Below are 12,379 nucleotides of genomic sequence, written 5' to 3' on the forward strand. Positions count from 1 at the left end.
GTTTAATGATGAAATAAACGAATCCCGGTAAAAGCCATGGCGATACCATATTTATCACAAGTATCAATGACATGGTCATCACGTATAGAACCACCTGGTTGCGCAATTACGCTGACACCGCTCTTATATGCACGCTCAATGTTATCGCCAAACGGGAAAAACGCATCGCTTCCCAGAGCCACCCCTGTTTGAGTTTTTAACCAATCACATCTTTCTTCTCTTGTAAAAACATCTGGCTTTTCTGTAAAAAACGCTGTCCAAGCTTCGTCTGCTAACACATCCATATAATCGTCGGAGATATAAATATCAATTGTGTTATCACGATCTGCACGACGAATATCTTTTTTAAATGGCAGATTCATCACTTTAGGTGCTTGGCGCAAAAACCAGTTGTCTGCTTTATTTCCTGCTAAACGGGTGCAATGAATTCTGCTTTGCTGACCGGCACCTACACCGATAGCCTGTCCATTTTTAACATAGCAAACTGAATTAGACTGTGTATATTTAAGCGTAATCAAAGACACAATTAAATCTCTTTTTTCATCCTGTGTCAGCTTTTTATTTTGAGTCGGCAACTCATTGAAAAGATTTTCATTAATTTTCAAGTTATTTCTGCCTTGTTCAAATGTAATACCAAATACCGTTTTCCTCTCAATTTCAGCGGGAACATAACTAGTATCCATCTGCACAACATTATAAGTTCCCTTACGTTTTTTACGCAAAATGGTCAATGCTTCTTCTGTATAGCCGGGTGCAATCACGCCATCTGAAACTTCACGAGAAAGAAGCTTTGCTGTTGCTTCATCACAAATTTCAGATAAAGCTGCCCAATCTCCATAAGATGACATTCTATCAGAACCTCTGGCTGCAGCATAAGCAGAAGCGATAGGTGTTAGTGCCAAGTCATCTACAAAATAAATCTTTTTTAATGTATCTGAAAGTGGTACATACACAGCTGCTCCTGCAGGGCTAACATGTTTAAAAGAAGCAGCAGCGGGAAGACCTGTTGCCATCTTAAGCTCGCTAACAAGCTGCCAGCTATTAAAAGCATCTAAAAGATTAATGAAACCGGGATTTCCATTTAAAACCTGAATTGGCAAATCAGTGTCGTTATCCATAAAAATTCTAGAAGGTTTTTGATTGGGATTACAACCATATTTTAAGAGCATTTCGTTCATAATTCGTGACCACCCTTTCATTTGCGCAGGTATATCCGTTTAGATTGTGCTTATCAGAATTATCCAATCTATTTTTGTTGTTACTGATTTTTGTTAATAATACGGGTTTCTTCTTTACCTGACTGTAAATTGATATAGCGAACAAACAAAGACACCTTATTATCTTGATCTAAGGATGACCATAATTTTTCAGTAAACACTTCAATGCTATCCTCTGCAAGCGTAACTGCTTTAGGCTCTCCCTGAAAAGACGGTATACGAGGATTACCATCACATTGATACGTATGTATAAAATGAGCTAGACCGTTTACCGGCACATATTCATAGAAAAACCGCTGAACCGCATCAGCATTCCCATCTGTACTTTTTAGAATCGACATTTTATAACTGAAATCATTCTTCTCAAAATCTAAAATGCCTGAAATTCTGGGTGTGTAGTTAGGCTCATCAGGTTCAAAGGTACGTGTTCGTAGCGACTCTGTAAAGCTCAATCCCTTTTCACGATAATTATAGATGGTATCAGTCTGATCACCATTGGTAACAATGACTTCATTTGCCAACACTCTTACAGGAGCGTAGATAATCAGAGATGGATCTTCTAATTTACTGGGATCAAAAGCTTCTGTGCGAATGCCACCCTCTGCTTCCACAAATATGCGGTTGCGGCTATTTTCGCTTCGACCCATAATGAAATAAGCGATAACAGCATGCGTTCCATCTGCCGTTTTGCCAATTAAAATTCCTCTTCCCGGATAGCTGTTTCCGCTAAGTTCTTTTTCAATGTTCAATGGTTGCATGCCTGTTCCCCTTTTTCCGTTATTTTCACTTTCCCTGCTGATACAGATAGTCTACCTTCGCAGAATAAAGACACTGCTTTGGGAAGAATTTCCCACTCTGCTTCTTGCATCACACGTTTTTGCAAAGTTTCTGCTGTGTCATTTTCTTGTACGGTTACAGCTTTTTGTAAGATAATAGGTCCCCCATCGCAAATTTCATTCACAAAATGAGCTGTTGCACCTGTCAGCTTTACACCGCGTGCTAATGCTTCCTCATGGACTTTCAGTCCATAAAAGCCCTTGCCACAGAAAGCAGGTATTAATGAAGGATGAATATTGATAATACGGTTCTCAAACTGTTTCACAAAGGTATCTGAAATCACCGTCATAAACCCAGCCAACACAACTAAATCGATTTCATTTTCTTGCAATAAATCGGCTAAGCCTTCGCTATACGCTTCTGCACTATCAAAGTTTTTGCGAAGTAGAACGCGAGTAGGAATATTTGCCTTTTCCGCGCGCGTTAGGGCATACGCATCAGCGCGGCTTGCTACCACTAAGTTGATGTTACCATTTTTAATTTGTGCACTTTCTCGTGCATCAATCAGCGCTTGTAAATTGGTTCCGCCTCCAGAGACTAAAACTGCTATTTTTAGCAAAGTTCAATCCCCTCGCCTTCGACTAATTCTCCTAGAACAAACGCCGTTTCACCTGCCGCATTGATGGCATCCATTGCTTTTTGTGCATCGTTTTTGTCGACAGCCATACACATACCCACACCCATGTTAAAGGTGTTAAACATATCGTGTTCCGATATTCCACCCTTAACTTGCATAATATTGAAGATTGGCAAAGTAGGAACAGCTGTTTTCTCAACTTTAGCACATAAACCTTGTTTTAACATACGAGGAATATTTTCATAGAAGCCGCCGCCGGTGATGTGAGAAATTGCCTTTACATTGGCAGATTCTATCGCAGCCAGTGCTGATTTGACGTAGATTTTGGTGGGTGTTAAGAGTGCCTCACCCAAAGTCATGCCAAGCTCATCAATATGGAGATTGATATTCTTTTCAGAAAGCTCAAATACTTTACGCACCAAAGAAAAACCATTGGAATGTACGCCAGAAGATTGAATGCCGATGAGCACATCGCCCGCTTGCATTTTTTCAGGTTCCAACATTTTCTCTTTGTCTACCATGCCCACGCTGAAACCGGCTAGATCATATTCATCTTCCGGATAAAAGCCAGGCATTTCTGCTGTTTCACCACCAACAAGAGCACAGCCAGACTGCACACACCCTTCAGCAATACCGGATACAATTTTTTCAATTCTCTCAGGAAAGTTTTTGCCGCAAGCAATGTAGTCTAAGAAAAACAAAGGACTTGCACCACTGCAAACAACGTCATTTACACACATCGCCACACAATCAATTCCCACTGTATCATGCTTGTCCATTAGGAAAGCAACTTTCAGCTTCGTGCCCACTCCGTCTGTACCTGAAACCAAAATAGGTTCATTCATACCGGTAAGATTCGGACGGAATAAACCGCCGAATCCACCGATACCAGACATCACACCATCAATTTTTGTTCTAGCAATATGCTTTTTGATGAGTTCTACTGATTGATATCCCGCTGTAACATCTACCCCTGCTGCCTTATAACTGTCGCTGAAACTATTCATTTCCTGCCCTCCAAAAATATCTTAAATTGCCCAATTTCCATTTTTAAATATTGAAACTGCTTCACCGTCTTTGGTGTAACCGGTGATATTCAGTTTATCTGATCCTATCATGAAATCAACATGAATAATTGAATCATTGATTCCTTTTGCCTTAATTTCTTCTTTGGTCATGTTTTCGTATCCTTGCATGACGTTATCAAATCCCATGCCCAGTGCCACATGGCACGCTGCATTCTCATCAAACAACGTGTTATAAAAAAGAATACCGCTGTTTGATATAGGTGAATCATCGGGCACCAACGCAAGCTCGCCAATCATTGCAGAGCCCTCGTCCATGGCAATCATTCTCTCTAAAAGCTCTTGATTTTTTTCAGCCTTGCATGAAACAGCACGTCCATTTTCAAAGGTAATCGAAAAATTCTCAATTAAATTTCCTTGATAAGACAGCGGTACTGTTGCCACTAGCGTTCCTTCACACTTGCCTTTCATGGGCGAAGTAAAGACTTCCTCTGTCGGCATATTGGGATTGAAGAAAATGCCGTTTTTAAGCTCTTCGCCGCCGCCCATCCAGTTGGCTTCTGGAATCAACCAGCATTTAAAATCAGTGCCGTTTTCACACTCATAGTGCAAATAGTCAAATTGATACGAATTCAGCTTTTCATATTTAGTTTTAAGCTTTGCATTGTGCTCATTCCATTCAGCAATAGGATTATTAACCTCGCTTACACGCACACTTTGCAAAATGGCTTCCCACAACTTTTCAACACCAGTGCTAACCCGATCATTGGGAAATACTTTCTTCGCCCACTTTTCAGAAGCAACAGCTACAATTGTCCATTGATGAACATTTTCCATTTGATCTCGATAAAGCTTTGTAATCTTAGATACAGAGGCGTTGGCTTTTTGCATTTTTTCTATATCCAGACCCTTTAAGCCGTCGGGATCAGCAGATTCCAAAATAATTCGTGCTGGAAGTTGATCGACAAAATATTGTAGACGAGCTTCTTCCCAATCTTGCACCTTCGAAAGTGTATCTAAGCTTTCATTTTTGTATTTCAACTTTGTGGAGGGTTGATCCAGCCACATCATCATCACCCAGCCAGCACCTGCTTTATAGGCCTCTTCTTCGACAACACGAGCAAATTCATATTGCTCCACCTGGGCATAAATTAAGCACCCCTGCCCCTTTTGCAGATTCACACCCGAACGAACAATAAGCTGTGCATATTTTTTTAATACCATCTTTTTAATCATGATGACCACCCTTTTCCGTCGATAGGAAGGTTTAATCCTCAATTAATACTATTTTAAACGCTTCCTTATAATTCGGCAATTTTTGCTTGCAATGCTTTATCTTTTTCGATAACAGCATTTTGCATTTCTTCTTTCATTCTGTCCAATTTTTCTGCTAATTCTCCATCAGAAAGTGCCAGCATTTGAGCGGCCAATAAGGCTGCGTTTTCCGCCCCGCCAATTGCCACTGTTGCAACAGGAATTCCAGCCGGCATCTGCACCGTTGCCAAAAGAGCATCCAAACCATCTAAGGTGGAAGACTGGATGGGAATGCCAATTACAGGAAGAGTTGTGTGAGCGGCTAAAACACCGGCAAGATGTGCGGCTTTACCAGCGGCGGCAATAATCACACCAAATCCATTTTTCTTGGCGTTCTTAGAAAACTCGGCCGATAAATCAGGTGTACGGTGTGCTGACATGACATGTACCTCTACCGGAATATCCAAACCTTTTAAACGCTTAACAGCACCTGAAACCACCGGGAAATCACTGTCACTTCCCATAATAACTGCTACTTTCTTACTCATCTCATCTTCCTCCTGTTTCGCTACAAAATATAAAAAATAAAAAACGTGTATGAAAATACACGTCACAATATCATCCCCAACACCAATCGGGAACTTCCTCAAATTTAACATAAGTATTGGCTGCGGGCACATCCATTTCTTGTTGGAATAACTGAATTAACCCACCAGTCAATGCATCATAAGAATCTTTTGACGCCTTTCCAAGTAACATAACATTTACAAAGGCAATTGGTTCTTCATTTTTGCCATTATACCACAGACGACAGCAATCCTTAAATTGAATCATCAAACTGCTTTCTGTTTTGCCTGGAATCAGTGCAATCAGCTGACCGATTTCTTTTTTTAAAATAGTTTCTTTTTCTACTGACAAAGCAGAGCTAAGATTCACATCAATATATGGCATACTGCAACCCTCTTTCTGGCTTTATATGCTGAATTTTATTTGTAAAACTTACAAAGTGCGAGGAGTTCTACAAACAAATCCTTAACAAGTATACACGGTATAGCTAAAAATATCAAGGGATTGCCGATGAGCTTATCGCAAAAAAATATTCCTCAAAGAGACAAAAAGTTGTCAGTTTAGTTCAGAAACCATTTTAAATTAGCAAGTGAAATGCCTTTGCTCTCATTTTATTTTTCTTAAATTAATAAAAAAAGGAGCTAGGAAGATTTCTCCCTACTCCTTTTTTATTTCACTGGATTAATTCGCCAAATAAATCAGCATCTATACATTCATTAATTTGAACTTTTGCAATACTTCCTAGTACTGGCTTTTTATTTTCTACCGTGAAAAATATTTTGCCGTCGATTTCGGGCGCGTCGCGGAAAGAACGGCCAAACCAACATTCAGCATATCGATCAAAACCTTCTACCAAAACATCAAGTTCAGTACCAATCAGTTTCTCGCCATCTTCCTGCAAAATATTCATTTGCTTTTCCATTAGAATTTCTGCTCGGCGCTCTTTTATTTCGGCATCAATTTGGTTGTCCATTTCAGCTGCAGGCGTTCCTTCTTCTTGAGAATACGGGAAGCAGCCCATGCGCTCAAAACGCATTTCTTTCACAAATTCAGAAAGCTCAGCAAAATCCCCCTCCGTTTCCCCGGGGAAACCTACCAAGAAGGTTGTTCTAAGCACAATACCTGGCACTCTTTCTCTGATTTTGCCGACCAACGCTGTTAAATAGGCTCTGTCACCTACTCTGCGCATAGACTTGAGTACCGCACCAGAAGCATGTTGCAACGGAATATCAATGTATTTAACAATCTTTTCTTCCGAAGCCATTACATCTAAAAGCTCGTCTGTGATTGCTTCGGGGTAGCAATAAAGTGTACGTATCCAACGAATACCATCGACTTTGCACAGTTTTTTCAGGAGCTTTGCAAGGCTATATTCTCCATACAAATCTTGCCCATAACGTGTCGTATCTTGCCCAATCAAAATGATTTCTTTTGCTCCGTTTGCCGCAAGTTCTTTGGCTTCTTGTTCAATATCTTCCATTGTTCTGCTACGGAACGGGCCGCGAATCGCTGGAATAGCGCAGAATGCACACTGGTTATTACAACCCTCTGAAATCTTTATGTATGCGAAATAAGAGGGCGTTGACATCAAGGAAAAGTCACGTTCACCGCAAATGGGAAGTTCTGTTTTTTCTGGAAAAGCTTCTGCATAACCGTCTGACAGCATCTCACGAATTACACCGCCAATGCGAGCATTTGCACCGATACCCACAACAGCATCTACTTCAGGGATTTCTTCATGAATCTCTTTTTGATAGCGCTCTGCTAAGCAGCCTGTCACCACAATTTTATGAATTTTACCCTCTTCTTTTAGTCTAGCTAATTCTAAAATTTCGTCAACTGCTTCTTTCTTGGCAGCGTCAATAAAACCACAAGTATTGACAATCGCGACTTGAGCAAGCGCAGCATCTTCTTTAATGATAAAGCCATCTTTGCGCAAGGCAGTTAAAATTGCTTCACCGTCTACCTGATTTTTGGCACAACCCAAATTGACCATACCGACCGTCGTTTTTTTCATCTTCCATTCCCTTTTCTATCTATAAAATTTCACTTGTTAACCGCATATTGATTCACAAAATCTAGAATGGCCTTCTGACAAAGTTCTGTATCTGATAAATAAGATGTAGCATGTGCTGCACCTCGAATAACCAAGAGTTCTTTTGGTGCTTTACAAGCCTTATAATTTTGCATCGTCATAGTAATTGGGACAAAATCGTCTGCATCTCCATGAATAAACAAAATCGGCAGCCTATTCAACTTCATGGCATCTAAAGTAGAATACTCTTTCAAATCAAATTTTGCAAGTCTTTTGGCAAAGAAATTTACGCCGTACACGAAAGGAAAGCACGGCAAGTGCATATCTTTTTTGCCAACTCTTTTTACGATTTCCCATGCTGATGTAAACCCGCAATCAGCAATAATTCCTCTTACATTAGACGGTAAATCTAACCCAGAAGCCATTAGCACAGTCGCAGCCCCCATCGAAATCCCCGACAAAAAGATATCTTGTTCATTACCAAATCTTTTTGCAACATACTCTGCCCACATCTTACAATCAAAACGCTCTTTTACACCAAAAGTGATGTACTTTCCCTCACTTTCGTCATGGCTTCGCTGCATGACAACCAATAAATTGTAGCCTAAACCATTCAGAAACTCAACTTCCGGCACAAAATCCATATCCGAGCGAGAGCGATAACCATGCATAACGATAATTGTGCCTTTTGGGTTTTCAGCAGGAACAAACAAACTGATCAGCTTCAACCCATCGAAGGATGTGCATTCTATTTTTTCTGTTGTGTGATCTCTAAGCCACTTTCGGCAGTCATAAATACGATCCGCATATTTTTTCCAAGTGCCTGCCGGTTCATCTGAAAGCGTATATACTCTCACACAAGCAAAATAGAAAAGGCAATAAGAAACCAAGACAAATAAGAGAAACAAAACTGACAACACGAGGATTGCGGGGATCATTTTATCACCTCAAATTAAATTGAATATCTTATTGATACTATATGCATTTATAGCAGCCAAAATCGCTGTTTGTCATTTTTTTAAGATTGAATTCGCCATTTAATACCGCTGGGTGTATCTTCTAAAACAATTTTTCTCTGCGTCAACTCATCACGGATTGCGTCTGCTGTTGCCCAATCCTTATTTTTGCGAGCCTCATTACGTTTTTGAATCAGTGCTTCAATTTCTTTATCTAGTTCTGATTCATCGCTTTTATAAAGAATACCTAGCGTATCATTTAATTTCAAGAAAAGATTAAGTGCATTTTGGCACAGCTCTTTAGACGGCATCGTGCTCAAATTTAGTTTTGTGTTAATTTCTCTTGCCAACTCAAAAATGGCAGAAACCGCATCGGCTGTGTTCAAATCATCATCCATCGCTGCAATAAATTTATCTTGATAAGAAAGAAGTTGTGCTTCAATTTCTTTTTCGCCATCTTTTAACCCTGACTCTGCTTTTTCAAGCAAGAACAATAGATTATCGCGGCAATTGTAGAGTCTTTCAAGCGAAGCAACTGCTTGTTCAATGCTTTCTACACTATAATTCATGGGTGAACGATAATGAGAAGAAATCATGAGGTAACGAATCGATTCATATCCATATTTATCTGCGACCTCACGCACAGTAAAGAAATTGCCGAGAGATTTGCTCATTTTTTTATTGTCAACGTTTACGTGACCGTTATGCACCCAATAGTTTGCAAGTTCAGCGTCATTGCAGCATTCACTCTGAGCAATTTCATTCTCATGGTGCGGAAAAATTAAATCTTGGCCGCCGCCGTGAATGTCAATTGTCTTGCCAAAATAATGACGAACCATTGCCGAACACTCAATATGCCAACCCGGTCTACCTTTTCCCCATGGTGAATCCCAATAAGGTTCTCCCGGTTTCGCTGATTTCCAGACAGCAAAATCAACAGGTTCTCTCTTTTCTTCGCCTGCCGTAATTCTGGCACCAGCCTTTAGATCTTCTAACGGTTGATGAGAAAGCTTACCATAATATTCATCGTGAGCCGTACTGAAATAGACATCGCCACTCTCTGTAGCATAAGCATAGCCTTTTTCAATTAGTACACTAATAATCTCAATGATTTCTTGAATATTTTCTGTCGCTTTAGGATGAATATCAGCATCTCTTATATTCAATCCATGTGCATCTATAAAGTATTCTTCAATGTATTTGCGAGAAATTGCCAAATAATCTGTTCCCTCTTCATTGGCACGATTGATGATTTTGTCGTCAATATCAGTAAAGTTCTGCGCATAAGTCACTTTTATGCCCCTGAACTCAAAATAGCGGCGCAAAGTATCAAACACGCAAATTTGACGGGCGTTGCCCACATGCATCAAATTATAAACAGTCGGACCACAGGCATAGATAGTCGCTTCACCTGCTTTTAAAGGAACAAATTCTTCTTTTTGTCTGGTTAATGAATTGAAAATTTTCATGGAATATGACGTCCTTTCTTCTGTTAATGTCAAAAGTATTGCACATACATTATCACTATTTTAAATCTAATTTCTCCTTTATTGACAAAAACAAAAGGAATTTATAGTTATAGATAAATATCTATTTATTTCGATTTCGCTCTTCACATTCTTCATGCAGTTTTCTCAGTTTTTTAACTTCTTCGCCCAAGTCTTGCAATTCAACCGAGACTGGGTCAGTAATGTGAATCTGGTCTAACAGACTGGTCTGTAATTTTTCACCATTCACTCTCACTACTTTAGCAGGAACACCTACCGCTGTGGCGTTTTCAGGTACTTCTTCCAATACAACCGCGCCCGCAGCCACTCTAGCATTATCTCCCACTTTAAAAGGACCCAGTACCTTAGCACCTGCACCAATCAACACATTGTTGCCCAGAGTAGGATGACGTTTGCCGCAGTCTTTTCCTGTTCCCCCTAAAGTCACGTTTTGATACAGCGTACAATTGTCACCAATTTCTGTTGTTTCACCAATGACTACGCCCATACCGTGGTCAATAAAAAGTCCTTTGCCAATTGTAGCACCTGGATGAATCTCAATACCTGTTTTTCTGCGAGATCTTTGTGAAATCAATCTAGCTATAAAACGATGATTATGACGATAAAACCAATTAGCCAGCCGATAAGAACGCACCGCTTTAAAGCCTGAATATAAGAAGAAGACTTCTGCACGAGAACGAGCAGCCGGGTCTCTCTCCATAATGGCATCAATTTCTGTTTTTAAGTTTTTAAACATACTAAAACACTCCATGATTACAGGATAGGAATACTGTACTAAAATCTAACACAATCTTATATTTCTTTTCAGCACAGTGAGGTGGCGTATCCTGCTACCATGCAGCGTCCTTGACAAAATTACATCACAAACTCATTTTTCAACGAATTTATCGAAATAGGTTTTATTCTATCATAAAGAGATATCGCGCTGCGCACATGCATTTAAATTCATAGAGGCTATATTTCCCTCTAAAAATTCATAATAACCTTGAGATGCAATCATCGCTGCGTTGTCTCCACAGTATTTTAACTCTGGTACATATAATTTTTTGCCGCTTTGTTCTGTCAGCACCTGTAAATTTCGTCTAAGCAGACGGTTTGCCGATACTCCCCCTGCCACAACCAACTTGCTGCTAGATGTCATTTTAGCTGCTAGCATAAAATGGTCAGTGAGATACTCAACTACCGCTTTACGATAAGAAGCAGCTAAATCAGGTATTGGCAAATTTTCGTTTTTTTGACTAGCTTTGTGCATTAAATTAATAACCGATGTCTTAAGACCGGAGAAACTAAAATCAAGCGGAGCACCATCCACTTTGGGTCGGGGAAAACGAAATGCATTTTCATCTCCATCTTCCGCTATTTTATCCATTTCTACGCCGCCCGGATAAGACATCCCCATACATCGTGCTGCTTTGTCAAAGGCTTCTCCGGCAGCATCATCTCTGGTTTTTCCGATAACTGTCAGCTTTGTATAATCTTCAACTTGTATGATATGACTATGTCCCCCCGAGACCACTAAACATAAAAATGGTGGCTTCAGTTCTTGATGACTGATATAATTGGAAGCAATATGCCCTCTCAGGTGATGAACCGGAATCAGCGGTTTTTCTGCACTCATGGCAAGACCTTTGGCAAAATTCACGCCCACCAGCAAAGCCCCGATAAGTCCGGGGGCATATGTTACGGCAATTGCATCAATTTCGGAAAGTGCCACTCCACTTTCTGAAAGCGCACTTTGAACCACCTGTGAAATCACTTCACTATGTCGGCGAGAAGCGATTTCGGGAACAACGCCCCCATACAATTTATGTTCTTCTACCTGTGAAGCAACTACATTAGAAAGCACTTGCCTACCGTCTTTTACAACAGCAGCTGCCGTTTCATCACAGGAAGTCTCTATGCCCAGTATATACATATGAAAGCCTTTCTGTTTTTAAAATCGTCTTGTCAGAATCAAAGCATCTTCTCTTGGCTGCGTGTAGAAATTCTTGCGTCTGCCTTCTTCGGCAAAACCTAAACGCTTATATAAATCGACCGCTTTATTAGAAAGTCTTACTTCAAGAGAGATAAATTTTCCGCCCCTACGCTTTGCTTCATCTGCCAAATTATTGATAATTGCAGATCCAACTCCTTTATTTCTATGCCGACGATAGACAGCAATATTATCAATATAAAACTCATCTATAGAACAATGCATGCCGCCATAACCTAGTATATTCCCGTCATGCAGTGCTGTGACGAAATAAGCCGAAGCATGATCTACCATGTCATCAAGCGACTTTTTACTCCATGGTTCTGAAAAGCACAGCTTTTCAAGATCAGCCAGTGCTTCTGTATGATCTTTCGTCATTTTTACGATTTCCATGTTCCCTAATTCACTATTTTCGATTTTCATGCAAATTA

General features: G+C 40.1%; 13 protein-coding genes. All 13 read right to left on the reverse strand.

Features of this window, described 5'->3' with window-relative positions:
• Window positions 1-2: 2 nt before the first annotated feature.
• The gene (locus tag CS931_RS03050) at window positions 3-1,178 is read right to left on the reverse strand and encodes a phosphoribosylaminoimidazolecarboxamide formyltransferase (RefSeq protein WP_200814929.1); all 1,176 of its coding nucleotides are present in this window, start codon (window positions 1,176-1,178) and stop codon (window positions 3-5) included.
• Between the two features lie 80 nt (window positions 1,179-1,258).
• Window positions 1,259-1,975 (reverse strand): IMP cyclohydrolase, encoded by a 717-nt coding sequence (locus CS931_RS03055; protein ID WP_099204279.1) that lies wholly within the window; start codon window positions 1,973-1,975, stop codon window positions 1,259-1,261.
• The gene (gene purN / locus CS931_RS03060) at window positions 1,963-2,613 is read right to left on the reverse strand and encodes a phosphoribosylglycinamide formyltransferase (protein WP_099204280.1); all 651 of its coding nucleotides are present in this window, start codon (window positions 2,611-2,613) and stop codon (window positions 1,963-1,965) included. Before purN ends, CS931_RS03055 begins: the two co-directional genes overlap by 13 nt.
• Window positions 2,607-3,638, reverse strand: a complete 1,032-nt coding sequence (gene purM / locus CS931_RS03065; protein ID WP_099204281.1) for a phosphoribosylformylglycinamidine cyclo-ligase — start codon at window positions 3,636-3,638, stop codon at window positions 2,607-2,609. Before purM ends, purN begins: the two co-directional genes overlap by 7 nt.
• 21 nt (window positions 3,639-3,659) lie before the next feature.
• Window positions 3,660-4,892 carry an aminopeptidase gene (locus CS931_RS03070; RefSeq protein WP_242964884.1) on the reverse strand — a complete coding sequence of 411 codons (1,233 nt, stop codon included), beginning with the start codon at window positions 4,890-4,892 and terminating at the stop codon, window positions 3,660-3,662.
• Window positions 4,893-4,957: 65 nt separating this feature from the next.
• The gene (gene purE / locus CS931_RS03075) at window positions 4,958-5,458 is read right to left on the reverse strand and encodes a 5-(carboxyamino)imidazole ribonucleotide mutase (protein ID WP_099204282.1); all 501 of its coding nucleotides are present in this window, start codon (window positions 5,456-5,458) and stop codon (window positions 4,958-4,960) included.
• A gap of 70 nt (window positions 5,459-5,528) precedes the next feature.
• Window positions 5,529-5,861, reverse strand: coding sequence for a phenylpyruvate tautomerase MIF-related protein (locus CS931_RS03080; RefSeq protein ID WP_099204283.1), 333 nt, complete (start codon window positions 5,859-5,861; stop codon window positions 5,529-5,531).
• A gap of 289 nt (window positions 5,862-6,150) precedes the next feature.
• Entirely contained in the window at window positions 6,151-7,494 is a 1,344-nt protein-coding gene (rimO, locus tag CS931_RS03085; RefSeq protein ID WP_099204284.1) for a 30S ribosomal protein S12 methylthiotransferase RimO, read from the reverse strand.
• A 29-nt stretch (window positions 7,495-7,523) separates the two neighbouring features.
• Window positions 7,524-8,450, reverse strand: coding sequence for an alpha/beta hydrolase (locus CS931_RS03090; RefSeq protein ID WP_099204285.1), 927 nt, complete (start codon window positions 8,448-8,450; stop codon window positions 7,524-7,526).
• A gap of 80 nt (window positions 8,451-8,530) precedes the next feature.
• Window positions 8,531-9,937 (reverse strand): cysteine--tRNA ligase, encoded by a 1,407-nt coding sequence (gene cysS, locus CS931_RS03095; RefSeq protein ID WP_099204286.1) that lies wholly within the window; start codon window positions 9,935-9,937, stop codon window positions 8,531-8,533.
• A gap of 121 nt (window positions 9,938-10,058) precedes the next feature.
• Window positions 10,059-10,727 carry a serine O-acetyltransferase EpsC gene (epsC, locus tag CS931_RS03100; protein ID WP_370738175.1) on the reverse strand — a complete coding sequence of 223 codons (669 nt, stop codon included), beginning with the start codon at window positions 10,725-10,727 and terminating at the stop codon, window positions 10,059-10,061.
• A gap of 156 nt (window positions 10,728-10,883) precedes the next feature.
• A complete protein-coding gene (gene tsaD / locus CS931_RS03105) occupies window positions 10,884-11,891 on the reverse strand; it encodes a tRNA (adenosine(37)-N6)-threonylcarbamoyltransferase complex transferase subunit TsaD (protein ID WP_099204288.1) in 1,008 nt (335 codons plus the stop codon).
• A gap of 18 nt (window positions 11,892-11,909) precedes the next feature.
• Window positions 11,910-12,371, reverse strand: a complete 462-nt coding sequence (rimI, locus tag CS931_RS03110; protein ID WP_099204289.1) for a ribosomal protein S18-alanine N-acetyltransferase — start codon at window positions 12,369-12,371, stop codon at window positions 11,910-11,912.
• Window positions 12,372-12,379: the final 8 nt, after the last annotated feature.

The sequence above is a fragment of the Scatolibacter rhodanostii genome (genome assembly GCF_900197595.1).
GTDB lineage: Bacteria > Bacillota > Clostridia > Oscillospirales > Acutalibacteraceae > Scatolibacter > Scatolibacter rhodanostii.